General features: G+C 44.7%; 22 protein-coding genes. 9 read left to right on the forward strand and 13 right to left on the reverse strand.

From position 1 onward, the window contains the following. Positions 1-31 precede the first annotated feature (31 nt). The 6 genes from B5X68_RS16095 to B5X68_RS16120 form a co-directional block, all read right to left on the reverse strand. Complete coding sequence (locus tag B5X68_RS16095) at positions 32-634, reverse strand: hypothetical protein (protein WP_082215798.1); 603 nt, start codon at positions 632-634, stop codon at positions 32-34. Positions 635-654: 20 nt separating this feature from the next. Further along, positions 655-1,218 carry a thermonuclease family protein gene (locus B5X68_RS16100; RefSeq protein ID WP_229208447.1) on the reverse strand — a complete coding sequence of 188 codons (564 nt, stop codon included), beginning with the start codon at positions 1,216-1,218 and terminating at the stop codon, positions 655-657. A gap of 5 nt (positions 1,219-1,223) precedes the next feature. After that, entirely contained in the window at positions 1,224-1,643 is a 420-nt protein-coding gene (locus B5X68_RS16105; protein ID WP_082215799.1) for a hypothetical protein, read from the reverse strand. Positions 1,644-1,663: 20 nt separating this feature from the next. Next, positions 1,664-2,896, reverse strand: a complete 1,233-nt coding sequence (locus B5X68_RS16110) for a sulfite oxidase (RefSeq protein ID WP_082215800.1) — start codon at positions 2,894-2,896, stop codon at positions 1,664-1,666. Positions 2,897-3,128: 232 nt separating this feature from the next. Beyond that, positions 3,129-3,920, reverse strand: a complete 792-nt coding sequence (locus B5X68_RS16115; RefSeq protein ID WP_082215801.1) for a ferritin-like domain-containing protein — start codon at positions 3,918-3,920, stop codon at positions 3,129-3,131. A 27-nt stretch (positions 3,921-3,947) separates the two neighbouring features. After that, positions 3,948-4,673, reverse strand: coding sequence for a ferritin-like domain-containing protein (locus B5X68_RS16120; RefSeq protein WP_082215802.1), 726 nt, complete (start codon positions 4,671-4,673; stop codon positions 3,948-3,950). Between the two features lie 577 nt (positions 4,674-5,250). On the opposite strand from B5X68_RS16120, the gene B5X68_RS16125 reads away from it, so the two are divergent. Both B5X68_RS16125 and B5X68_RS16130 read left to right on the forward strand, forming a co-directional pair. Continuing rightward, complete coding sequence (locus B5X68_RS16125; RefSeq protein ID WP_082215803.1) at positions 5,251-5,556, forward strand: hypothetical protein; 306 nt, start codon at positions 5,251-5,253, stop codon at positions 5,554-5,556. A gap of 133 nt (positions 5,557-5,689) precedes the next feature. Then, complete coding sequence (locus tag B5X68_RS16130) at positions 5,690-7,060, forward strand: sigma-54-dependent transcriptional regulator (protein ID WP_082215804.1); 1,371 nt, start codon at positions 5,690-5,692, stop codon at positions 7,058-7,060. Here the strand turns inward: B5X68_RS16130 and B5X68_RS16135 are convergent. The 3 genes from B5X68_RS16135 to B5X68_RS16145 all read right to left on the reverse strand — a co-directional run bounded on the left by B5X68_RS16135 (position 7,048) and on the right by B5X68_RS16145 (position 13,552). Further along, positions 7,048-9,588, reverse strand: a complete 2,541-nt coding sequence (locus B5X68_RS16135; RefSeq protein ID WP_082215805.1) for a hybrid sensor histidine kinase/response regulator — start codon at positions 9,586-9,588, stop codon at positions 7,048-7,050. The two genes, B5X68_RS16130 and B5X68_RS16135, sit on opposite strands and share 13 nt — an antisense overlap. A 146-nt stretch (positions 9,589-9,734) precedes the next feature. Further along, complete coding sequence (locus tag B5X68_RS16140; RefSeq protein WP_082215806.1) at positions 9,735-11,675, reverse strand: c-type cytochrome; 1,941 nt, start codon at positions 11,673-11,675, stop codon at positions 9,735-9,737. A gap of 29 nt (positions 11,676-11,704) precedes the next feature. After that, on the reverse strand, positions 11,705-13,552 hold the full coding sequence (locus B5X68_RS16145) for a 3-keto-alpha-glucoside-1,2-lyase-like domain-containing protein (protein WP_229208448.1): 1,848 nt from the start codon (positions 13,550-13,552) through the stop codon (positions 11,705-11,707). Between the two features lie 193 nt (positions 13,553-13,745). Between B5X68_RS16145 and B5X68_RS16150 the strand changes: the two genes are divergently transcribed. From B5X68_RS16150 to B5X68_RS16175, 7 genes are all read left to right on the forward strand, one after another. After that, positions 13,746-14,510, forward strand: coding sequence for a 3-keto-disaccharide hydrolase (locus tag B5X68_RS16150; RefSeq protein ID WP_082215807.1), 765 nt, complete (start codon positions 13,746-13,748; stop codon positions 14,508-14,510). Between the two features lie 159 nt (positions 14,511-14,669). Continuing rightward, on the forward strand, positions 14,670-15,236 hold the full coding sequence (locus B5X68_RS16155; protein ID WP_082215808.1) for a hypothetical protein: 567 nt from the start codon (positions 14,670-14,672) through the stop codon (positions 15,234-15,236). 90 nt (positions 15,237-15,326) lie between these two features. Continuing rightward, entirely contained in the window at positions 15,327-16,205 is an 879-nt protein-coding gene (locus B5X68_RS16160; protein WP_082215809.1) for a hypothetical protein, read from the forward strand. A 147-nt stretch (positions 16,206-16,352) separates the two neighbouring features. Beyond that, on the forward strand, positions 16,353-16,508 hold the full coding sequence (locus B5X68_RS28950; RefSeq protein WP_170916664.1) for a chryseobasin-related MNIO class RiPP peptide: 156 nt from the start codon (positions 16,353-16,355) through the stop codon (positions 16,506-16,508). A gap of 21 nt (positions 16,509-16,529) precedes the next feature. Further along, the gene (locus tag B5X68_RS16165; RefSeq protein ID WP_082215810.1) at positions 16,530-17,663 is read left to right on the forward strand and encodes a multinuclear nonheme iron-dependent oxidase; all 1,134 of its coding nucleotides are present in this window, start codon (positions 16,530-16,532) and stop codon (positions 17,661-17,663) included. Positions 17,664-17,753: 90 nt separating this feature from the next. Then, a complete protein-coding gene (glgP, locus tag B5X68_RS16170) occupies positions 17,754-19,400 on the forward strand; it encodes an alpha-glucan family phosphorylase (protein WP_082215811.1) in 1,647 nt (548 codons plus the stop codon). A 76-nt stretch (positions 19,401-19,476) separates the two neighbouring features. After that, positions 19,477-20,076, forward strand: a complete 600-nt coding sequence (locus B5X68_RS16175) for a Uma2 family endonuclease (RefSeq protein ID WP_082215812.1) — start codon at positions 19,477-19,479, stop codon at positions 20,074-20,076. Between the two features lie 3 nt (positions 20,077-20,079). On the opposite strand, the gene B5X68_RS16180 is transcribed toward B5X68_RS16175, so the two are convergent. From B5X68_RS16180 to B5X68_RS16195, 4 genes are all read right to left on the reverse strand, one after another. Further along, complete coding sequence (locus B5X68_RS16180) at positions 20,080-20,988, reverse strand: SDR family oxidoreductase (RefSeq protein WP_082215813.1); 909 nt, start codon at positions 20,986-20,988, stop codon at positions 20,080-20,082. After that, a complete protein-coding gene (locus tag B5X68_RS16185) occupies positions 20,988-21,695 on the reverse strand; it encodes a peptidylprolyl isomerase (RefSeq protein ID WP_082216135.1) in 708 nt (235 codons plus the stop codon). Before B5X68_RS16185 ends, B5X68_RS16180 begins: the two co-directional genes overlap by 1 nt. Positions 21,696-21,699: 4 nt before the next feature. Continuing rightward, positions 21,700-22,290 (reverse strand): hypothetical protein, encoded by a 591-nt coding sequence (locus B5X68_RS16190; RefSeq protein WP_229208449.1) that lies wholly within the window; start codon positions 22,288-22,290, stop codon positions 21,700-21,702. Positions 22,291-22,409: 119 nt separating this feature from the next. Next, entirely contained in the window at positions 22,410-23,834 is a 1,425-nt protein-coding gene (locus tag B5X68_RS16195; RefSeq protein WP_082215815.1) for a BamA/TamA family outer membrane protein, read from the reverse strand. Positions 23,835-23,845: the final 11 nt, after the last annotated feature.

The following is a 23,845-nucleotide window of genomic DNA, read 5'->3' on the forward strand; positions in this document are numbered from 1 at the left end:
CCGGCTATTAAAAAACGTAAGATCCTCGTAATTAGGACATTTCAAACATCTTCTGTAAAGCCTGCCATAATTTTTTCTTGAGATTTCTGTCGGCTTCGATTGTTGCCAGGGAGTCGGTGAGAAGGAACCAGACGCCGTCCACCAATTTGGGTGTGTAAGGCATCAGTAACAGGTCCAGATGCAACTTGATAAGCGGAACACCGAAGGTGATGAAGAAATTGGTTTTCTTTTCTGACAAAACTTTTCGCGCGTCGGGACCTTTCAGAAAACTGTAATTCAATACATCCGCTTTTTCCACAGAATGTCCAACCGCTTTTAGAATGTTGTCCAGGAACAATGATTCAGATTCAGCCATTTCCTTTTGTTTTGGCGCATCGATAAGGATTAAAACACGATGCAGCAGTGCAGGAAAGTCCGCAACGGGTAAAGCGGGCGCTGGCGTCAGAACGGGCTTGATGACAGGTGTTGCAGGAATTGCTTTCGCAGCGACCTGAGGCAATTCCGGCGTTGCGGGCGCAGATTGAGGTTCTCCTACCATGGGTGTTTCCACAACGTCCGGCGCAACAATTCCTCCAACCCGGAACAATGTTTCGTTTTGATATAAGATCTGGAAAAGCGCCGACGATGAAGACATTTGCGTATTTTAAACCTTAATTATAGTTGACCAAAAAAAGTAGATGACTGGCTCCAGATACCCAGTTTTTGCTTCTTAGCCTGGACTTCAAGATTGGAATATTCCTGGCTTTTTGAATATTTTTTGAAATGTACAGCCAGCCCTGCTTTCACCAACTCTTTATTTAAAATGCGGCCGTTAGGAAGGACAATTTCACCCAGTAACCTGCCATATTTATCAAAATTTCCGGCGTGCCGTATCTGAACCGTTTTCCGGAAACATTGCTGACTTGTATATTGCTTGGCAACTTTGTAATAAGGTCGGCCGCGTTCGGGGCAATTTACATGCAAAAGCCTGATCCTGATCGGTTTCCCTGTTCTTTGTCCCGCTTTCTTGCCCGAAAACAGAAATTTAAGCTCAATGGTGTCACCATCCTGAATCCCGATAACTTCTGCCTTTAACGGGTTTGGTAAATCGTAATGTTGTTGGATACTGCCATTTTGAAGGCGAACAGCATGATCATTATTAAAAGATGAAAGCGCAAATATCGCTGTCAGCGCAATCAGGAAATTGAATTTTACTTTACTCACTATTACTCTACTCACTTTTACTATTCTTCAAGCTTGTACCACTTAATGTCATTGAGGGGCTTCCTGCGGGCGGCTGTCACCGTAGGAGCGTAATGTTTTTCCAGGTAATCGAGCACCTGCTTCTCGGTTTCGCCCAAGTCCCATAAATTATGATTAGCCTGCATCCAGCGAATCTTTTGCTTCCAGCCATCTCTTGTGAACCGGTTGGCAATAATTAGTTTGGACGAATGGCAGCTTGTACACTGCGCTTTCACCATATACAGGTTCGGGTCGGTCACCAATCCGGTTTCTTTATCAGTTTTGGTGGTATCCAGAGGCATGCTAACCCATCCTGCATTGTTCCCAACACCCGTTTCAGAACGAAAAGCAGTTGAGACCAATCCTGCAAAAAGGAGCAGGCAGAGCAGCAAACAGAAGTTTTTATTTTTTATCAATTGCATCGAAGAATTTTTCTCAGTCCTTAACCCACTTTAACCGCGATCCGCTCGCAAGCATTGTTCAGATAACCCCCCGGATTCCAGGCTGGGATAACCATTGGCTGTGCATTTCCTTTATCGTCGGTTGCTTTCGCCCACACTTCGTAATAACCTTTTGAAGGAAATTTCACTTTTGCACTCCAATGTTGCCACGCCAATCTGTTCGCAGGGGCTTCCAGTTTGCAATCTTTCCATGTTGCGCCGAAATCAATCGAAACCTCCATTTTCTTAATAGCTCGATCGCCTGCCCATGCATGGCCACGTAAGGCCAGCTCAGCATCAGAAGCGATCATAGCACCCGATTTCGGAAATGTAATGAGTGATTTCACAGGCATTGACTCAATGATCTTAAAATACTCATCCGTCTGCGGCACATCTTCGCCGGGCGAAACGGGGCTTTTGGGCACTTTATAGCTGTGGCCTTCCATTTTGGCGCCATCGTGCACTTTATTACGAACTGAAATCCGGCTGAGCCACTTGCCCGAAACAGACGCCGGCCAGCCGCCAATAACCAGTCTCAAAGGATAACCATGAAATTCAGGAATGTCCTTACCGTTCAACTGCCACGCAATAATGGTTTCATCTTCCAGGGCTTTGGACATCGGCACACCGCGCGAAATAGCTTCTTTCTTAGGGTCTTTGCTCAAATGCTGATCTTTCCCGTGGTAACCAATGTAAACGGCATCTCCTTTGATGCCTACATCGGCGAGCACATCTTTCAAGCGAACGCCTGTCCATTCTGCGCAATGTACAGCGCCTTGGCCCCACTGATTTCCCGATGCCTGCGGTTGAAAACCGGAACGACCGTTACCGCCACATTCAAGCACCAATTGATAAGTGTAAGGCTTGAATTTCTTTTTTAATTCTGCCAGCGTATAGGTTTTCGGCGCTTTCACCGACTCACCGTCGATGGTGAGTGTCCAGGAAGCAACATCGATCGTTTCCGGGATAAGTCCGTTGTTTCTGATGAACATTTTGTCAACAGGCGTAATTCGGTCGTCGAGCAGATGAACAGGTGATTCTACATTCCAGGGCTTATCTCCCTGCACGATCATTTCCAGGTTTTTGCCTTTCAATGCGTCCTTTTCATCAAATAGAAGCGGGACATAGCCTTTGGGCATTTTGCTGGCAAAAACAATGTTCGTGCCCATTGCCGCAGCGAGTGCAACCATGCTGCTTTGCTTTAAAAAGTCACGTCTGTCAAATGCAGAATTCATTACGAGGTTCAGAAATAGTTCAAAATATCAACGGTCGAATTTACGTAAACCATATTATTATAGCACCCGATCCTGCCGATTTAAGGGATATTTAATAAAAAAAGAGGCTGTCCTAAGGACAACCTCTCGTTTCAGGATAATAGTGTGTACTGACATTTAGAACATTACTCACTTAAACTAAGTGTATGTATACGTTCAACAGGGAGAATCTACATTATGCTTTGCAAACTGACTATGCTTTGATAAACGGACCCGCAATGGCAAGCACTGCTGCTTTTGTTAAAGGTTCATCAAATGCTTCTGTAACAGCGGCATCCGATTTCGACGCAAGACCTTTCAGGTTTACGCCGCCTTGTGTCATATTGTCTTCACCGGCATAAATCGCCGCAACAGCGCCTTCTTTTCCTGTAATCCAGCCTTTCATGGCAGGATTTGCCGTTACCGTTGCTGCAAGTCTGCGAACGACAGCAGCGTGGCGTGCTTCCACAGAGTGAACCTGGAGCGCGTATTCAAGAATCTGCGGATCAGCTTTCAGTGCAGTGGCTTGTCCTTTGTAAGCACGAACACCCGTGTCTTCCAGTGCGCTCGAAACCGTTACGAATGTTTTATAATTGGTAAAAACATCACCGAAAGCGCCACCATATTTAAAATCAAATGTTGGTTTTTTAATCGCGTTAGCGCCCAAAGCTTTCACAAGGAATGCTACGTGTTGCGTTTCGTGTTTGCCAATTTGTGTGAAGATCGCTTTATCCGAAGCCGGGATCAAGTTGGCAGCTGCATTTCCGGCTTTGTAAAACTCGTCTTCCAGATATTCCAGCGTAAGTGCGTAGTTCAACACATCAACTGCTGCGGCAGACTGTGCAAATGCTTTGTTCACGATTGAGGCGAACACAGTAGGAACTGCAACTGTTGCCAGTTTACTGCCAATTTTGCTCATGAAATGACGACGCGTAGCAAATTCCAGGCGGCCCGCTGCATCTCCGTCAATTCTTTGAAAATCATCTATAATTTTGAAAATATCCATTGTTTCTGAATCAAATTAATGTTTAAATTATTTACCTACGTTAGCACCTGTGATCGTGTCCTTTACGTAACCTTTAACGGCAGCAAGGATATCAGCGGGGGCAACGGCTTTGTCAAATCCGTCACCATTGATGATATCATCACCTGCAAAGTCAACAGATTTAGGATTGATCAGATCACGGATAACCGCAGCATGACGCGCTTCAACGGAAACGATCTTTCCGGCAAGCACCAAATAACCATCGTCTTTGATCAGCTTTCCTGCACCATTGTATGCAGCAACACCCGTATCTTCAAAAAGCTTGGCAGCACCTAAAACTGCATCACGTTTTGTAAAGTCGATGGCTGCGAAGTTTGGTGTAAGCCCTTTGATGGCTTTGTCACCCAATGCAGCTTTGAAGAAGTCGCGGTGAATAATTTCGTGGTCGCGGATATCAGTAAGGATTGTTTTTTCCGCATCAGTCATTCCTGAATAAGGTGTAGCAATGACCTGTGTATAGAATGCCGCTTCTAATTGTTCCAGTGCGTATGCATAGTTCAATACACCTACATCTCCTGAGCCAAGCTCCACAGCATCGCCTGTTCCGGGAATCATCGGATCCGGATCGTCATCATTACATGCAGCGGCAATTACAATGGTCCCCAGAGATGTGGCCAATCCGGCAGAACGCAAAAATAAACGTCGGTTTAATACTGACGAGATTTCTCCCTCTTCCTTTCCGGAGTTGTTTTTTGATTTCATTAGTCTGTTCATAGCAATAAAAGGTTTCTTGACTTTTCCTTTCGGTTATCGAAAAGATTTTACAGACCTACGACCTCTTATTTACTTTAGATCAATGAACAGAAAAAAGGATCTTATTTCTGGAACGGGCCAGAAAAGCAAAAAGAGCCTATTACTAGACTCCTGATGCTTTCAGACTAAACCGATATTTGAAAAAATAACGCTGAGTAAATATATTTTTGCAGGAAATGATTCTTGGGTAAAACAATTTTTAATGCACAACTTGTAGTTGTAATACTACAATTATTGTTTAATATTACTACGCAAATATAAGTTAATATGTTGTTTTTCAAGAAATTTTGCACGAAAAAATTTGGATTTTTTTTAAGAATCTATTCTAGCTGATTGCAGGGCATATTCTCGGTCGTAAAGCATTGTACGGTTGACGTTTAATGCTACAACTTGTTGAAACATTGTGCATGCAGAATCATAATGAAGGGTCTTAGAAGATTTGTTAATATCTGATTATCAACTTAATTTGTATAGCCCTTACAGTGGCATTATATTATTTCTTGCTATTTCAACGAGTTACCTTACACGATCAAACGATATGAAGAAACTAATACTGTCTGCCCTGTTTCTGAGCTTTTTAAGCGCAACAGAAATGCAGGCAAATACGACAAAAGCGGGAACCGGCTCATGGATCGGATCACAGGACAAGGTGGCCGTAAGGCCGGATGATTTGCCGGAAGCCGTTAAAAACACGCTGTCCGGAGATGCTTACGCAGGCTGGCAGGTTACCAGCGCTTTTTTGGTCACGAAGGAGGACAATTCTCAATATTTTGAGATAAATGCAAAAAAGGGAGAAGAGTCTACGGTTATTAATTTGGATAAATACGGAAAGAAAGTTGATTAAAGCGTTTCTGGATATATTTGTTGGCTCTAAATGAAAAGCCGGAGAATTCTCCGGCTTTTTGGCGTTTGTTTTTATAATTTTACATTTCCCCTGCTCGTTACTTAGTAATTTATTTTTGATAATTAAAAAATCCATGGCTCACCTGCTCCTCGTTGAAGACGATACAACATTCTCAAAGCTGCTAAGTAATTTTCTTGGTAAGCATGGCCATCAGGTTAAAGTTTGTTCCAATATCAAAGAAGCAAGGGAAGCACTGAAAAGTAGTGATTCCAACGAACCGTTTGAAGTGTTAATGCTGGATTATCGTCTTCCCGACGGCAATTCAGTTGATTTTCTGAAAGCGCTGAGAAGTGAAGGAAACCGTACTGCCGCGTTTATCATGACGAGTTTCCACGACGTCCGTACGGCTGTTACAGCCATGCAGATCGGTGCTTTCGATTACATAACCAAGCCCGTTAATCCGGAAGAACTGCTTATGGTATTACGAGAAGCACTTAATAAAGCCGAATCTGCCGATACAAAAGCGGCCCCCAAAACCAGAACCAGTGCGAAGGCTGACAAGCAGTCGCTGGAATTTATCGAGGGGAAAAGCAAGATTTCAAAACAGCTTTACGAATATGTCCGGCTGGTGTCGCCCACGGATATGTCCGTGATCATCCAGGGAGAAAGCGGCACAGGGAAGGAGCACGTTGCGAAATCCATCCATAAAATGAGCAAACGTAGTAACGGCCCGTTTGTCGCTATTGACTGTGGTTCTTTATCAAAAGAACTGGCAGCCAGCGAACTGTTTGGTCATAAAAAAGGTGCGTTTACAGGTGCATTGCAGGATAAGATCGGCCAGTTTGAGGCGGCCGATGGCGGCACATTGTTCCTGGACGAGATCGGTAACCTGGGTTATGATGTTCAGATCAAGCTTTTGCGCGCTTTGCAAGAGCGTATTATTGTGCCGATAGGTGCAACCCAGCAAATAAAGGTGGACGTTAGGCTTATAGCGGCAACCAATGAGGATTTAATGGTCAATGCTGCCAATGGTGATTTTCGCGATGACCTTTATCACAGATTGAATGAATTTAAAATCGAAGTGCCGCCGCTCAGAAAACGAGGTGAGGATTTGGGCATATTTATTCAACATTTTGTAGAAAAAGCGAACGAAGAACTAGGCCGGAACGTGCGGGAATTGTCCAAAGAAGTGATGGATGTTTTTCATAAATACGACTGGCCGGGAAACTTGCGCGAGTTGAACAATGTGATCAAACGCCTTGTATTGTTGTCAAAAGAAGAAGTGGCAACATTGAATGCACTGCCTGCTGAAATGATCACAGCCATGGAGGACCAGCAGAAACCCGCTGGTTCGGATCTGAAAGCTCTGCAGGAAACGCACGAGAAGGAAATGATCGAGAAAGTTTTGCAGGAAGTACGTTACAATAAGAGCAAGGCTGCAAAACTCTTAAACATTGACAGGAAAACACTTTACTACAAGATAGAAAAGTATCATATAGAGTAAGCCAGGGCTCTTTCTTCTACTTGCTCAACCACAATCGCAGCGTTTTTCACAATCTGCTGCATTTCTAATTTTGATACTTGTGAAGGATCCTCGCGCAGAGCGATCTCAAAAAGCCTGAATTTTCCAGAAAGCTCCCGGGCGCCAATCTGGCCCGTACGGCCTGCCATGCGGTGCATCAGCTCCTGGACTTTCTCGAATTCGTTGTTTTGTATATGAGTGTCGAGATCGCTGACATCCTTTCTGGAATCTTTTACAAACTGATCCAAAATCTCCCTGAGCAGGCTTTCGTCGCCAAAGGTCATTTCATTTAATGTTGAAAAATCAAGCTCCGTATCGGGGTTTGCAATTGGGATATTCAGCGGAATTTCATGTTTTGAGGACGAAGCTTCCAGTAATTCCAGCAGTTCATTGGAATGAAAAGGTTTCATCAGGTAACCGTCGAAACCCATCCCCAGCAAGCCCTTTCGCTCTTCGGGAAGTGCCTGCGCGGTTAACACAAAAAATTTGGTATGCTCCGAAGCAGACTGGCGGAGGCGTTTGCAAAGCTCTGCACCATTCATGCCTGGCATACGCATATCCGTGAGCACAAACCTGACTTGCGGATCCCAGGGTCTGCTTAAGACCTCTTCCGCGGAAGAAAAACAAGTATGCGGAATGCCATTCATTTCCAGAACAGACGCGCACCATTTAAGGATGAAAGCATCATCATCGACCAGCCAGACTTTCCCGGCAACATTATAATTTCTTTCGTGTGTATCCTCTGGTGCTATTTCCAGTGTTTCAGCTTTTTTCATACGGGTGGTTACAAAAAAAGTCGTGCCCTTACCCAGCGTACTTTTGACTTTAATGTTGCCCGACATGCCTTCTACCAGGGCCTTTACAATGCTGAGGCCAAGTCCGGTGCCGCCATATTTGCGCGAAATGGAAGGATCGGCCTGTTCAAACTGGTTGAAAACGCGCTGAACCTGTTCGGGAGACAAGCCAATGCCTGTATCCGAAATCTGAAATTCTATTTCCAGATCACTGTCACTCTCAAAAGCGGTCACCTGCAAAACCACTTCCCCTGTTTCGGTGAACTTAATGGCGTTGGTAAGCAGGTTATAAAGGATCTGGCGCAAGCGGAACGGGTCGCCATTGAGATATAATTTTGGAGAAAGCCCGTTTTCAAGTTTTAATAAAAGTCCTTTGGAAGTCGCGGTCGGCTGCAGCATCTGGACTACTTCATTGAGGAGCGGCGTAATAGCAAATGTTCTTTCTTCAAATGTAAAGCGGTCGGAGATAATGCGGCTGTAATCTAGCACTTCATTCACAAGATGTAACAGATGTTCCGAGGCCGAATGCAATGTTTCGAGGTCTTGCCGCTTTGGTTTTTCGTCCTTTTTTAATGCTTCCGTATAACCGATTATGGATTGCAGGGGCGTGCGGATCTCGTGGCTCATGTTGGACAAAAACCGCTGCTTGGCCATGCTATGATATTCCGCTTCCTCCTTAGCCTCTTCGAGCTGGCTGCGATATTCGTTGCTTTTAGTAATGTCTGTAAAAATAAGGTAGGCAAGCATGGCCGTAAGGAAAAAGAAGCCAAGCATAATGTATTCCAATGTGTTAATGCTGCCGGTCACAATGTTCTTGGAGCGCGAACTTTCCAGATCAGACTCTTTGAGGACTTCGCCTTCCACTTCCTGCATCACATCCAAAAGTTGCTGGACCAGCGAATTTCCCGCTGCTGCGAGTTCCTGCTCCCGGTCTACAAAGCTCGTTGTCCTGATTTTTTGGGATTTTTCGATGGCATGCACAGCTTCTCCCACCTTTTCAATGGTGCTGTCTTCTTGTGCGACGGTTATTGTGTCCACCTGCACATTCACTTCCTGCTTCTGGACCACCTTAGCAGGTTCCGGCGGCGCATTTTTACGTGCTTTTTTTGATCCGCCAAAGACGCGGTTAAAAAACCCTTTTTTCTCGCTGGCCTTTTGCACCGAATCTGGCAACTCAGTATAAACCGTCGTTGTTGTAGTTCTTTTTTCCGTTTTTACGACCGTGCTATCGGGTTTCAGCTTGGTGGTGATGAGTCCCGAAATGGTTTTTACCTCATCTTCGAGATCTTTATTGTTAACCAGCTTAGAGCGCACTTTGACATATTTTCCATAAATTTTGTCGCGCTCTTCCAGCAGCGTTTTCATGGAATCGATGCGTATGATCTGCATATCATCCCCGATGCTCAACTCGTTCAGGGAATCCAGCGTTGCGATGAGTTCTTTGGATTGGGCTAGAACCTGCTCGTTCTTTTCATCGCCTTTTAATGTTCGTGTGTTCTGCAAATGGTCGAGTTGCAGAATATTCTTGAATATCTTGTTTACCAGCCGAAGCTTGTCATTTGGCGTGGACATTACTTCCAGCTTGATAAGCATATCTCCAAAAGCCCTCTTGCTGATAATCCACGACGTGCCCAAAGCGAGCGACGCCAGGAGAAATCCAAGCAAGACTTTGCCTTTGACTGACTTTAAGAAAAAAAGGTCACGAAGAGCGGACATATCGGATTAATGGTATGCAAGTTGGCAATTTCAGTTGCATCTCTCTGATTTGTAACGTGAATATAACGAAAAAAGGCTGCCCGTCATATTTGGGCAGCCCTTCCGGGATTTTTCAAAGTGCATTTTATGGCACCGAAATGTCTGTATTATTTAGCAAGAGAATTGATCCATGCGGCGATTTTCGCAGCCTCAGCCTTTGGAACTTGCGGCATAGGAGCCATTGGTGTTGCATAATCCGGCCAGTTTTCGGGCTTAGGATTGTAGATCAGGTCAACGATCTTCTCATTGCTGTATTTACGTTTTGCAACATCTTGATACGAAGGCCCAACTACTTTTTTCTCAGCCGCGTGGCAAGCCAGACAGGTGTTTTTCTCCAAAAGTGGTTTTACTTCCGCCCAGGTCGGTGCTTTCGCTGCACCTGCTTTTGCAGTTGTTGCTTTGCCTTTTCCGTCGGGAGAAACGTGCTCTTTTTCTGGTTCAGAAACCGTAGCCACCGCTTTTCCTGATCGGGTTGTTTTAAGATCAGATACTTTCAGCTTCTCACCGTCAGGAATGTTGTTCAATGTATAATAAGCATCCGTATGAACGAGTGACCAGCTGTTTGTGGCAGCGCGAACGCCCTCCAACTGGATTTTATGCACATAATATTGGCGCATGTTATCTAAAACGATCCTAACTTTCTTTGCATCATCCGAAACCTTCACACCCACCACTTTCACAGTTTCCGTATTAATAGGAGGGCTTCCATAAACGGGATAATGTTTGTACAAATAGCTGCTAACATTGTAAGAATCAAGATCTTCTGCTGATTTCCGGTCAACCGGCATTGTGAATTCTATTTCAAATCCATCCGGCTGCGCCTTCACTGTGTACATTTCAAATGGCATTTTACCATTCCAAACCAAACGCTGCAAGCCCTGGTTAGCATCTCCTGCCGAACCCCATCCGCGGTTTGTTTCACCCACGAACATAGAACCGTCTTTATCAAAGGCCATACGCAAAACACCAGACTGGAAACCGCTACGAAAACCAATGCTCGCGCCTTGATATTCCCCTTTCACTTTTTCCAAAACCACACGCATAATGTTGCTTTGTCCCTGGTCACCCACAAAAACCTGTCCGGTAAATGGTCCGAAATTGCCTTGCGTATTATCTAAAATCAGCTCGGAAGTAGAAACTCCGTGCACACCATAAGGAAGCCAAACAGCCGGAAGCTGCACCATATCGTATTTTTCTTTTAATTGATAAAGAAACTGAGGCGTCTCATTGCCAGTATTTTCCGGCTTGATCGCACGTCCTTTATCATCTTTGTTCTGGCGGTTGTCGCGCTCAGCGAAGAATTGCTTTTCTGTAAGTTTAACAGGTGAATTTGGTAATCCAGCCCATTTCAAACCAGCAGGGTGGCCCATGAAACTTCCTTTTTTAACCTGGAAAATTCCGCCTGTTCCCATCCAGTCGCCCTGGTTGTCTGTATAAAACAATTCACCATTCAACATGCTGATTCCCGCAGGAGAGCGCACGCCTGTTGCGTATGGTTCGTACTTTCCGTCGTTGGTAATGTGAAAAATCCAGCCACGGCCAGGCACACGGCTTTCCCCTCTCCACCATTCTTCGTCGCCAAATGCTACGTTACCACTTACAAAGAAGCTTCCGTCCGGCGCCAGTTTTGGTCCGAAAGAATACTCGTGGTAATGTCCTGACAAAGGCCATGCGTAAACTGTCTCGTAAACATCCGCTTTGCCATCGCCGTTTTTATCGATCAGCTTGGTAAGCTCGCCGCGTTGTGCACAATACAATGCACCTTCTTTATATGCAAGGCCCAGGATTTCATGCAAACCGGTCGCAAACTTTCTAAAGTAAGGCGTCCGGCTGGTTGGGTTATCAACAATCCAAACCTCTCCACGGCGTGTAGAAATCGCCAGTGAACCATTCGGCATGGTTGTTAATCCACCCACTTCCAGGATAATGCCTTCCGGGATGGGCGGGGTGATGATCTTGTAAAAGTCTTCTTCTTTCGGTGACTCCTGCGCTTGCAGCATCGACATCGTTGCCAGAAGAGCAAAGGCTATTTGAGCAATTTTTTTCATTATATATTAAAGTCTAATAGGGATTTAAATCAGAACAGGATCGAATATTTCACTTCACCATTTGTAACCGGCACCAATAATTCCTGCATGCCGTCAGCGGTTCTGATCTCAGGTTTAACACTTTTATCAGCCAGTTGAATGTAATACGACTTGTTGTCAACCGCATAAAGTCCGTCTGCCACTTTCTCAATGTTCGCGCCGTCAGCCAGTCTCGCAACCAGGTCTTTCGCAGCATTGTTTACTTTCACGATCCGCTCAAAATACTGATTGTTAACCACCGAAATGTAATCCGTTACATTGGACCCGAATGCCTGATACTGAAATGTAGGGACATCCTGATCATCCAAAACATAACCTTTTGGATGGTAACCGCTGCCGGTTGTATCCGCCTGCCATTTGCCTTTTGCAGATTTGCCTAATAACATATCATCTCCTAGCAATGTCACGCTGCCTCTTGGCTTGGAAGAGCCGTCGCCGCGGTCGTGCCACATTGGGGTTGCGTCCAGGAACTCACCGCGCCAAACCTGCAAAACTGTTCCTTTATCGAGGTCGTAAGTATAATGAAGATTAGTAGGGCTTCCCACCGAAACTGCATGCACTACACGTTGTCCTTTTCCCTTACCGCCTTTTTTGAAATCCATGAAACTGCGTGTGATCGTATTTGTTCCTGCCGAGATCAAAATAGGGTCATTAACGCCACCAGCCATCGCCGAGCTTTTGGTATGATAAGCAACTTCCCGGAAGCCAGGACCGCTAACCCAAAGCCCTAGCACAGGGCGCATCCAGCCGTCTTTTTTGTTATTAAATATTTCAATGGTATGGTCACCTGCTTTCAGGTTCACTTTTCCTTCACGGAACTCGCTGTTGGATTTCCACGCCGGTTCAATCACATTCTTGCCATCGATCTTCAAATAGGAATTTCCGGAAGCCTGTAATTTGAAATTATAATCCCCTTCGGTGGCTGCATTATAGCGGCCTGTGTACACATAAGAGTAATTATTGTTTTCTTTCAGGATCTCCCAGCTCAATGCTTCTGCTTTGCCTGTTTCGGCAGCAGTCAGTTTTGAAAGATCTTCTGTTTCTGACAAAGCACCATAATAGGTTTTGTAACTAAGCTCCGACAACGTTCCCGGCTTTTTATCAAAATTATTGATGATAATGTTTTTGATAGCCAATGATCCGTGATCGCCCTGGATGCGGATAGGGCCCATGGCCACATCTTCGCCCGTTAGTGAACCACGTGTAGGACCGCTTACTTCCACATTTTCATGGATCGTAACGCCGTTTAACACAATAGAAAGAAACACTGCATTAGAGGTCTTTTTGCCATTTGCATCAAAGCGAGGCGCCTGATAGGAAATTTTAATGTTCTGCCACAAACCAGGTGCTTTGGCCACATTGAAGCGAGGTGCATAGCCTTCGTAACCTTTTTCGCCTTCTGGTTTCGAGTCATTCCAACGCTCGTAAATTCCGCCGTTATCATTGTATTTGGCGGATTTTTTGCCCCAGCTGTCGAAAAGCTGCACTTCATAATTGCCTTGTAAGTAGATTCCGGAATTAGATCCTTTGGTCAACATAAAATCAAGCTCGATGTCCAGATCTCCGTGTTTGAAATTGGAGATCAGTTCATATTGATTGCCATACTTTCCTTTTTCGTGTGTACACGCCAACACACCTTTTCCGGGTGATGTGATGAGTACATTTTCTTTGGAAATATCAGCTGCAGCATTACCGACGATCTTCCAATTGTCGGATTTGGTTGTGAACGCGCTGAGGTCGTTTAGAGGGATAGGTTGCTGTGCATAAGCGGATTGCATAGCAAGAGCCGCAATTCCACCCGCAAAGAGTTGAAAAAAAGAACGGTTAATTTTAAACATACTTGAAGTAAGCTTATATCGGTTTTATTTTAAATGCTGCCCGGCCATCGGTCGACGCGGGTGCAAATTACGTGATAAGAATCCGAAAAATTACATTTAATTAGGTGAGAACCGCGTTTGTTAATGCTTTTTACTTAATGTTGTGTTTTGATATTATTTCAATAGTTATTAGACTAAAAAGTTAATTTTTAAAATGAAAAAACTAATCCTAACCGCTTTCAGCCTTGCAACGGCATTTGCTGCGCATGCTCAGTTGCAACCTGCCAAGCAAACGCCCGAATCAAGTGAATTGTGGAGCCCGGTTCCCCGTGTTGTGACGCCAGGTAAAAATTCTGCTGCTGTTTCCGGTTTTACCGCACCTTCGGACGCGATCGTTTTGTTCGATGGCAAAAACCTGGATGCATGGGTTTCGGGAAAAGACGGCAAAGCAGCTGCTCCCTGGACAGTAGGAGATGGTGCTATGACTGTTGCACCGAAATCGGGAGATATACAAACCAAACAAACTTTCGGAGATTACCAGCTGCACATTGAATGGCGCACACCTGCAAAAGTGGAAGGAAACAGCCAGGGACGTGGTAACAGCGGTATTTTCATGCAGGGCATTTACGAATTGCAGGTTTTGGACAGCTATAACAACCCAACTTATTCAAACGGGCAGGCTGGTTCTATCTATAAGCAAACGATGCCTTTGGTGAATGCAACTGTTGGGCCGGGCGAGTGGCAGACTTATGACGTTGTGTATACAGCACCACATTTCAATAAGGACGGACAAATGACCATTCCACCTTATATCACCGTAATCCACAATGGTGTCTTAGTTCAAAATCACACCATGATCCAGGGAACGACTCCTTATGTGGGACAGCCAACGATTGAGCCACATGGAAAAGGCCCGATCAAATTACAGGACCACAACAATACAACAAGCTTCCGCAACATCTGGATCCGCGAATTGTAATCGCTCCGGCGACCCGGCGGACCGGTGATCCGGCATTCCGGTGATCTGTCTCAGGTATAATAATTGAAGGCTTAGGCGATTTGAAACATCGTTTAAGCCTTTTTTGTTTTCCATTATCATTATATTGGATTACTAATTTTGCCATTAAGAACCGTTGCCATGCAGGAAATCGAGCCTTATTACAATTGGGAAAAACATTACATAGCGAGCCATGACGAGAAATCGCCTTTTTATGGCCGCACTTACAATCTTGATTATTACGAAAATGCGATCTACGGCTACTATATCCATCCGTTATGGGACGAAATAGGTTCTGAAACGCTGTATGTGAAGATTATATACGCTGATTACAACAAACATTATGCGATCATCGAAATGTTTGGTGAGTGGAATGATGCCTTGCACAACGATATCATGTTCCTGAAACGCCAGGTCGTAGACCCGCTCGTGGAACAGGGTATTAACCAGTTTATTTTGCTTGGCGAGAATGTGCTGGATTTCCACGGAAGCGAGGATGATTATTATGCCGAATGGTTTGATGACATCGAAGACGGCTGGATTGCAGCCGTCAATTTCAGGGAGCACGTGGAGGAACAATGGAAGAAATTCCGGCTCGATTATTATATCAATTTTGGGGGAACATTACAGCTCAACAACTGGCGAACATTGCAGCCTGAGCCGTTCTATGAGCTTATTAAAAAATTGATGATTAGAAGGTTAGAGTAGGAGAAAGCCGTGTTGTTGCTTGCAACGTTGCCAACTCCTTTGTAGCTTTCGAAATCAACTGTTACAATTTCCACCTTAAATTTCTTTCCAATGGCCGAAAACGAAAAACCCACACCCGAAGAAGTGACCGAGTCGCTTCAAAAGAAAGTTGAAGAGCTGAAAGAGCAAGCTGCTGAAAAAAAGGAGGAGATCGTGGATGGTGCGGAGGAGATTAATGAGGATGCAGCGATATTTGAGACAGAAAAAGTTGATGAACTGGAAGCAGCCGCGGCCGATAAAATAGATGAGGCCGGCGTCGCAGCGGATGGGATCAAATCTGAGGTTTACGAAACATTGGATGATCTGAAAGCGGCAGGCGAATCGAAATTTGATCAGACCAAGGATGAAGCGCTTGAACTGGAAGCAGAAGCAGCGGATAAAGTGGAAGAGGTAAAATCGGTTGCCGCGGATAAAGTTGACGATTTTAAAGTGGCGGCGGCTGATAAGACCGAAGAAGCGAAAGAAATTGTGGCTTCGATAAAAGAGGAAGCGGCAGCAAAAACGGAAGAAGTAAAAGAAGCGGCAACTGAAAAAGCCGAAGAAGTGAAGTCTGGCTTTGCACAGAAAACGGAGCAACTGCAAAACGAGGTTGAACTGAACATTGCTGCCGGAAAAGTAAAAGCCGAAGAGATCTACGAAAACCTGACCGATAAGGCCGGCGATATGAAAACGGCTGCGGAGGAAAAGTATGAAGACATCAAAGAAGCTGCCATTGACAAGTATGAAGATTTGAAAGAAGATCTGAATGAAGCATTTGAAGAAACAAAAGCTATTGCTGCGGAAAAACTGGCAGAAGCGCAGCTTAAAGCTGACGAACTAAGAGCCAAAGCCGCAGAAGAATTTCAAGAGGTGAAAGAAGCAGCTTCTGAAAAATTTGTTGAAACAAAAACGAAAGCCAAAGGTTTCTGGGCAAGGTTGTTCGGGAAATAGTGAGGTTTAATTTAGCAAAAAAACCTGTCAGATTCGGTTCCGACAGGTTTTTTTAGTTTACATTAAATTTAATATCAGCGGTTACAACCAAATGAATTTGAATTGAATCCTTCTAATGTAATTCAATTCACCTTACGGATAATCGTCATGAAAATTTCAAAATCAGTTCTTCAGGCAGTTGCCGTGGCAGTTACTGTTACCGCACTTGCTACGGCTTGCACAGACAGCTCGGTTAAGCCAAACGGCGAAAAAACCAGCAAAACGAAAACCATGGACAGTTGCCCGGCTTGCGGCATGGGCTGATCTCTGAACTGGAAAAGTAGCATGCCCGAAATCTATTCTTCCATTGCTTGCAATCTGGATGCCCAAATTTTACAGGCATCGCTGCCATTGTTTGAGCAGGAAAAAGTTGAAGCCATCGAATGGTCTTTTGACACGCTTTTCAAATTCAACGAAATACCGGTTTGGTTTACCGACCTGGTCAGTGAATTCAGTGACCATAGCCGGCTGATCGGGCACGGCGTCTATTTCTCTTTGTTTTCGGGAAAGTGGACTTCCGGTCAACAGGAATGGCTTGATAAGCTTCAAGGATTATCCTTGCAGTTTCAATTCGATCACATCACGGAGCATTTCGGTTTCATGACCGGGGAGGATTTCCATAAGGGCGCTCCCATTAGTGTTCCCTTCACGCCACAAACGCTTGCGTTGGGCAAAGACAGGCTGCAAAGGATCCAGGATGCATGTAAATGTCCTGTCGGGCTCGAAAATCTGGCATTTTCATATTCAATGGATGAAGTGAAAAAACATGGGGACTTTCTGGCCCAACTGGTAGAAAGTGTCAACGGGTTCATCATTCTCGATCTCCATAACATTTACTGCCAGGTTCATAACTTCAACATTGACTTCGATGAGATTATCAAGCTTTATCCGCTCGGCAGGGTAAGGGAAATGCACATCTCAGGCGGGAGCTGGGACGAAACGCTGGTTGGTCCGGGCAGACAGGTCCGGCGAGATACACATGACGAAGCTGTTCCTGAGGCTGTTTTTGAGCTTTTACAAAAGGCAATTCCAAAATGTCCTAACCTGAAATATGTTGTGATGGAGCAAATGGGAACCGCACTGGACACAGCTGAAAGACAGGCAGTGTTTCAGTCTGATTTTCTTCGGATGGACAACATTATCAAAGAAATAAAAACTGATTTTGATCCAAAAATTACAAACACATTTGGCCTCTTAAACCGATCTGCGGGCACTATTCCCCTGGAAGATCAGGAGTTACACCGGCAGCAGCTCCAACTTTCGCACATCCTGGAAACAGCCGGAAGTGTAAGCGAAGCGCAGGCAATGCTGCGGTCTTCGGACTTACATGATACTGCCTGGGAAGTTGATAAATGGGCTCCTTACATGCTTCAAACAGCCATTTCCATCGCCCAGAAATGGAAAAATGGCTTTGCGTAGAAAATGCTTTTGTTACTAATATGCTGATTTATAATGATTCATGGCTTGATTTTTTAACTTTATGTTTTTCCACTAAAAATCTGCCTGTTAATGTCACAACAAACATTTTCACTTCCTTATAAGCATCCATTTGTTCCGGACAAAAAATACCAAAAGTCAGTTGTTTATTTCTCAATGGAGTTTGCCGTCGATCAGGCTTTAAAAATATACTCAGGAGGTCTTGGGTTTCTCGCCGGCTCGCATATGCGCAGCGTATATGCGTTGAAGCAGAATTTGATAGGTGTCGGAATGCTCTGGAAGCATGGATATTATGATCAGGGCCGGAAGAAAGACGGCAGTATGCAGCCCGAATTTCGGGAGAAAATGTATTCTTTTCTTGTTGATACAAAAATCCGCTTCCAGATTCCGGTAATGGGCAAAAATGTCTGGGTGGCAGCCTACTATCTTCCGCCGGACGTTTTCCAATCGGCACCATTGTTCCTGCTCACCACCGATACGGACGGAAATGATGAGACGACGCGGGCGATCAGCTATTCATTATATGATGCGGATGTTACTTATAAAGTAGCGCAATGTATGGTGCTCGGCATTGGCGGCGCGCGACTTTTGGAGGAGCTGAGCTATGAGCCTCAAGTGTATCATTTTAATGAAGCACATGCAGTTTCCGCCATTTTTCATTTATTCAAGAAATATAAGAAGGTCCCTGAAGTAAAAAAGCGGGTCGTTTTCACAACGCATACGCCGGAAGAAGCCGGGAATGAGAAACACGACATTCATTTCCTGCAAAAGCTGGGTTTCTTTTCAGGCCTGGACCTTGGGACCGTTCGAAAGATCAGCGGGATTAAGGATGATACATTCAACCATTCACTGGCCGCATTGAGCCTTACCAGAAAAGCCAACGGTGTTTCCAGGCTCCATGGTGAAGTTTCCCGGAATATGTGGAAATCACATAAGAACATTGCCGAGATCGACCACATTACCAATGCGCAAAATAATACCTATTGGGTTGATAGTGAGCTGGAAAGTGCCCGGATCACGAAGGATTCTGAAAGGATTTCTGAACGCAAAAAAGAGCTGAAAAAGGTTTTATTCAAAACAGTTGCTGACCAATGCGGTAAAATATTTGATCCAAATGTACTTACCATCGTCTGGGCGCGTAGGTTTGCTGCGTATAAAAGGCCTGATATGCTTATCTGGGATCTGGAACGGTTCCGTAAAATGATGGAGAACAAGGAGCAGCCTATTCAGGTGATCTGGGCTGGTAAGCCCTATCCGAAGGACGAAGGCGCTATTAATACATTCAACCATTTGTTTTATCAAAGTCACCATTTTCCCAATATGGCCGTGCTGACTGGTTACGAACTGGCACTTTCAAAGTTGCTGAAAGATGGCTCTGATGTGTGGCTTAACACCCCGGTTGTAACCCGCGAAGCTTCCGGGACCAGCGGAATGACTGCGGCGATGAATGCTTCGTTGAACCTTTCAACATTTGATGGCTGGATCTGCGAATTCTCTAAAGACGGAGAAAACTCGTTCTTGCTCCCAGTTGCCGAAGGCGACGACATTAACAAGCAGGACTGCGACAATCTCATGCGCAAGCTCGAAAGCACAGTAATCCCAACGTACTATACCGACCAAAAAAAGTGGCAGGAAATGGTGCTCAACAGCATGAACGACGTCAATGTTGAATTCAACTCCGACCGGATGGCTCGTGAGTATTATGAAAAGCTTTATTAATCGGTCGTTTTCAAAAATTTGCCGGCTTCATTAAGCGTTAAGAAATTGCTAAATTGCTTCTTTAAACATACTCATCATGGATACATCACTGATCACAATGCCCGTGACCTTCAAAGTGGGGGACATCATGAGTGAAGATGAGTTCTTCCGGTTCTGCCAGATGAACGATACGCTGAACTTGGAGCGGGACAAAAACGGAAATATCATTTTTATGTCCCCGACCGGCAGTTCAACAGGAAGTTTTACAACTGATATTCTTTTAGAAGTTGGAGTTTGGCTTAGTAGTCACAAAATCGCAGGTAAATTATTTGATTCTTCAACTGGTTTTACACTTCCTAATGGTGCTGTAAGGTCACCTGATATATCCTGGGTACCGAGGGAGATATGGGATAGTTTATCAAAAAAAGACAGGGACAGGTTTGCACCTGTTTGCCCAAATTTCATCATTGAAGTACGCTCTAAATCAGATAGTTTGAGATACTTGCAAGATAAAATGCAGGAATACATTGATAACGGTTGCCAACTTGCATGGCTGATTGACCATTTTAAGGAGCAGGTGTTTATTTACAGTCAAGGCACTGAGGTAAGAACTATAAGAAGTCTTGATATTCAGCTCACAGGTGATCCGGTTTTTCCCGGCTTCATCCTTGATCTTTCTGCAATTGAAAAGTCCTGACTATTAAACACCAATCTGCTTTGCCAGTAAGGCAATTCCTTCCCGGAATGTGCGCGGTTCGTAGCCGAGGACATTCCGGGATTTTTTTAGGTCAAAACCCGTTCTGGGCGGGCGGCGGGCTGGTTGGGTGAATGCTGAGGCGTCTGTGGGGGAAATGAGTGATTTGTCTAACGCAAAATAATCCGCAGTCATGATTGCCATTTCATAAGGCGTCAGAAAATCTTTACCTGAAATGTGGAAAATGCCTTCTGCGCGTTGGTCTGCGATTAAAAAGCATCCCATAGCGAGGTCTTCTGCTAATGTCGGTGTCCGGAACTGGTCTGTAACAACCTTAATCGCCTTGCCTTCTTCCAATGATTTTTTAACCCAAAGAATAATGTTGCTTCGGCTCATATCGTGTGCGATGCCATAAACCAGCACAGTACGCGCAATGGCCCACTGAATGTCTGAATGCATGACCGCTTTTTCCGCCGCAAATTTGCTCCAACCGTAAAAACTGATCGGGTTAGGCTCGTCCTCCTCTTGATAAGGGCCCGAAGTCCCATCGAAGATGAAGTCGGTGGAAACGTGTTCCAGGAAAATGTTGTGTTTTTTGCAAGCATTGATCAGGATTTCCACTGCTGTCACATTCAGCTTCCAGCAAGCGTCTTTCTCCATTTCACACTGATCTACATTGGTCATGGCGGCTGTGTGGATAATAAATTGCGGCTTAACCCGGGTGAGAACTTCGTCCACCTGGGCAGCATCGGTTACGTCCATTTCGAGATAAGCATAACCTTCGGAAACGCTTAACCGGTTTTCGCCTTTTGCAGTGGCAAACGTTTCGAAATGTTCATTTCCAGCCAGCAAATCCACAAGTTTCTGGCCGAGCAGGCCATTAGAACCGGTGATCAGTATTCGTTTTTTATGCATTAAGCTTCGTATTGCCAGCCGTATTTTTTGGTAATCTTTTTCTTCTTCATTTTTTTGACAGACATTTTCATCGAAACATCTTTCTCCGGCCTGTCGCGCTCATCCTTTTCCACCGCGCCGATCTTGTCAATTACCTCCATTCCATCAATTACCTGACCAAAAACAGTGTAGGAGCCATCTAAATGGGGAGTTCCACCAATTTCTTCGTAAACTTTCCTTTGAGAATCAGTCAGTTTTCGGGCAGCGCGGGCGGCCTGTTTGTTCAAGTCGTTTTTACTCCACTTCCGCCCCTGGACGATGTAGAACTGGCATCCGCTGGACTCTTTTGCGGGATTATTGTCGCGTGCTGCGGCCAATGCACCCTTCTGGTGAAAGAGTTTGGGGCTGAACTCCGCAGGGATTTTATAGCCGTTATCACCCTTTCCCAACATATCGTCGGGCTTCGCGTTTCTCGAATTCGGGTCACCACCCTGGATCATGAAATCGTCGATAACCCTGTGGAAAAGCAGGCCGTCGTAGAATTTATCTTTGGTAAGTTTAAGGAAATTGGCCTTATGCTTTGGCGTTTCGTCAAAAAGGATCACCCGGATAGTGCCCATATCCGTTTTGATTGTTACAACTTCATCCTTTTTGGAGCTTTTTTGGGCTAAAACACCCACAGAAAACAGGCATAATACTGCCAGTACTAATGATTTTTTGTTTTTCATAAATTTAATTTGCCGCGAGTACATTTTTATCGGTTGGGACAAACTGGAATTTCAAGCCAAAATCCTTTCCTTTTGAAACATCTTCCATATTAACCCGAACAGATTTTTTGTTCCAGGTAACCTTGTTAGGTTCTTCCTTAGGCGCATCGTAACCCTTGGTGAAGTAATTTTTGCCTGCATTCCAAAGCTGCTTGGTCGCTTCGGCGCTGTTGAGATAAACGTCGATGGTAATCCGGTTCACTTTTTTGTCGGGTGTCAGGAAATACTGCACGTCAATGGTTTCCAATTGCGGAGTTTCAGCCGTATAACCCAGATGGTCTGCCGTTTCTTCAAACATTTCGAAATTTTCGGAAGCCTTGATTTTACTGACCGGATCGCCAAAGGAAATACCACGCAAAACGGTGCCTTCCGCTTGTTCAGCTCCGAGAATCGTTTTCAGTAATGCAGATTGATCGCTGTTCAGATCGTTCTTCGCCGGCGCTTCAACCGCTGGGGAATCGGTTTCAGTTTCTGTTTTTTCATTGGTTTTGGTATCACACCCTGAGATTGCTAACGCAAAAAAGATGATGGCAAACCCGGTTTTAAAACGTTTCATGCGTGTAGAGGTTTTTTTCATTCAATTTTCGTATTAATGTTACAATAGTCGTGCCTTTCAATTTCAAAAGGGCTATTAAATGTGCAATGTAGCCATATTTGCCTGTTTTGAAAATGATTTCAGAATTCACGGGAAACGTTAAAAAAGAATCTTCGCTCGCCTTTTCCATTCAAAGTGAGGTTGAATCTTGCCAATATATTGTAAAAAGTAACAATATCAAGGCCCGCGCCAGCGCCATATAACATGGTGTTACCCAACCTGGTGTTACTAAATTCGGGATAGCTGTTTTTGACATAACCGGCATCAGCGAACGTGTTGATATAAGCTGCCAACGGAAGCGTATTAAATTGCCGGATCGGGATAAAAGAGAAATGCTTCTGGAATGAAAAGAGCTTGTATTTCAACTCATTTTTCAGCAGTGCATAGTCTTGTCCGTCAACTACATATAGCTCGTAGCCGCGCACCAGGTCATTCCTGTAACCCAAGCCGATTGTTTGCAGATAAGGCTGTCGCTTAGGCAATGACACCCTTCCCCGGACGCCTGTATTAAAATACCACCTTTTAGAAATGGGAATGTATTTTCGGTAAGAGCCATAGAAATAGGTCATGTTGACATCGTCCGTAGGCAGCAACCCGATTTTAGAGAGCTGTAAAGCAAGGCTTTGCCCCCGCAATGCATATTGAACATTATCCCGCTTATCATAACTGAATGTGTAAGTCAGCTGAAAATAACGCTGGATACTCCTTCCATTAAGCAGATAATTAGGATTGAGGGTCGCAATGGTGTCGGAAATTTTGCTGTAACTCCACCGCAGATCGGCCGTGTGGAATGTGTAATACTTGTTTCGTCGGCTAATGCTCACATAGGAATAAAATCTTTCCCGGTTAATGTCCTCACTATTAAAATATTGCAGCTTATCCCGCCAGGTTCTGAAAGCCGTTGTCTTGTTAACCGAATAGGAGGAACCGATTGTAATGCCTGTTTTTTGGGCTTTATCAATGTATGGCAACGTGTAAGCAATTTCAAATTTTGGAATAAAACCGAACTCAGCCAGAAAACGCAGCTTATCAGCCCGGCCAGTCACATTCCCATAACTCATATAAATGCCGTAAGTGGTCCGCGACAGATCACGTTTTCGTTCATACCACCATTCGTTGAAGTTCCGGTCGGCGAGCTGGAAAACGGGCACAATAATAAGATACCAACGTTCTTTTACCACAATTCTAATGTCGGTCCGGACAGAATCCGCATTGCTCTTTGGAATGAGATCAACCGTGATAAAGAGATTTGTATTGACAATTTTTCTGCGGTCAATTTCCAGCGCTTCGGCAAAGGAGCCCGCGCGCAATGTGTCTCCGGTTTTAATGGCCATTTCGCGCAGGATAATGTTCGCCCGGGTGCGGTGGTTTCCTTCCACCAGAATGTCACCTATCTCGACTTTACCAGCCGTATCGGTTTCAACTGTCTGCGCGTAAACGGTTTGGATAAAAAGTAATACGAATAGCGGAAAGTATAGCTTCTTATAGTGTCTTTTTGGGTTCATTCGTCACTGCC

This window comes from Dyadobacter psychrophilus, assembly GCF_900167945.1.
Lineage (GTDB): Bacteria > Bacteroidota > Bacteroidia > Cytophagales > Spirosomataceae > Dyadobacter > Dyadobacter psychrophilus.

Excerpts from the sequence above, each read along its gene's own strand:
- B5X68_RS16095 (WP_082215798.1), bottom strand. The coding sequence starts at position 634 with ATGTCTTCATCGTCGGCGCTTTTCCAGATCTTATATCAAAACGAAACA.
- B5X68_RS16105 (WP_082215799.1), bottom strand. The coding sequence starts at position 1,643 with ATGCAATTGATAAAAAATAAAAACTTCTGTTTGCTGCTCTGCCTGCTC.
- B5X68_RS16110 (WP_082215800.1), bottom strand. The coding sequence starts at position 2,896 with ATGAATTCTGCATTTGACAGACGTGACTTTTTAAAGCAAAGCAGCATG.
- B5X68_RS16115 (WP_082215801.1), bottom strand. The coding sequence starts at position 3,920 with ATGGATATTTTCAAAATTATAGATGATTTTCAAAGAATTGACGGAGAT.
- B5X68_RS16120 (WP_082215802.1), bottom strand. The coding sequence starts at position 4,673 with ATGAACAGACTAATGAAATCAAAAAACAACTCCGGAAAGGAAGAGGGA.
- B5X68_RS16125 (WP_082215803.1), top strand. The coding sequence starts at position 5,251 with ATGAAGAAACTAATACTGTCTGCCCTGTTTCTGAGCTTTTTAAGCGCA.
- B5X68_RS16130 (WP_082215804.1), top strand. The coding sequence starts at position 5,690 with ATGGCTCACCTGCTCCTCGTTGAAGACGATACAACATTCTCAAAGCTG.
- B5X68_RS16135 (WP_082215805.1), bottom strand. The coding sequence starts at position 9,588 with ATGTCCGCTCTTCGTGACCTTTTTTTCTTAAAGTCAGTCAAAGGCAAA.
- B5X68_RS16140 (WP_082215806.1), bottom strand. The coding sequence starts at position 11,675 with ATGAAAAAAATTGCTCAAATAGCCTTTGCTCTTCTGGCAACGATGTCG.
- B5X68_RS16145 (WP_229208448.1), bottom strand. The coding sequence starts at position 13,552 with ATGTTTAAAATTAACCGTTCTTTTTTTCAACTCTTTGCGGGTGGAATT.
- B5X68_RS16150 (WP_082215807.1), top strand. The coding sequence starts at position 13,746 with ATGAAAAAACTAATCCTAACCGCTTTCAGCCTTGCAACGGCATTTGCT.
- B5X68_RS16155 (WP_082215808.1), top strand. The coding sequence starts at position 14,670 with ATGCAGGAAATCGAGCCTTATTACAATTGGGAAAAACATTACATAGCG.
- B5X68_RS16160 (WP_082215809.1), top strand. The coding sequence starts at position 15,327 with ATGGCCGAAAACGAAAAACCCACACCCGAAGAAGTGACCGAGTCGCTT.
- B5X68_RS28950 (WP_170916664.1), top strand. The coding sequence starts at position 16,353 with ATGAAAATTTCAAAATCAGTTCTTCAGGCAGTTGCCGTGGCAGTTACT.
- B5X68_RS16165 (WP_082215810.1), top strand. The coding sequence starts at position 16,530 with ATGCCCGAAATCTATTCTTCCATTGCTTGCAATCTGGATGCCCAAATT.
- glgP (WP_082215811.1), top strand. The coding sequence starts at position 17,754 with ATGTCACAACAAACATTTTCACTTCCTTATAAGCATCCATTTGTTCCG.
- B5X68_RS16175 (WP_082215812.1), top strand. The coding sequence starts at position 19,477 with ATGGATACATCACTGATCACAATGCCCGTGACCTTCAAAGTGGGGGAC.
- B5X68_RS16180 (WP_082215813.1), bottom strand. The coding sequence starts at position 20,988 with ATGCATAAAAAACGAATACTGATCACCGGTTCTAATGGCCTGCTCGGC.
- B5X68_RS16185 (WP_082216135.1), bottom strand. The coding sequence starts at position 21,695 with ATGAAAAACAAAAAATCATTAGTACTGGCAGTATTATGCCTGTTTTCT.
- B5X68_RS16190 (WP_229208449.1), bottom strand. The coding sequence starts at position 22,290 with ATGAAACGTTTTAAAACCGGGTTTGCCATCATCTTTTTTGCGTTAGCA.
- B5X68_RS16195 (WP_082215815.1), bottom strand. The coding sequence starts at position 23,834 with ATGAACCCAAAAAGACACTATAAGAAGCTATACTTTCCGCTATTCGTA.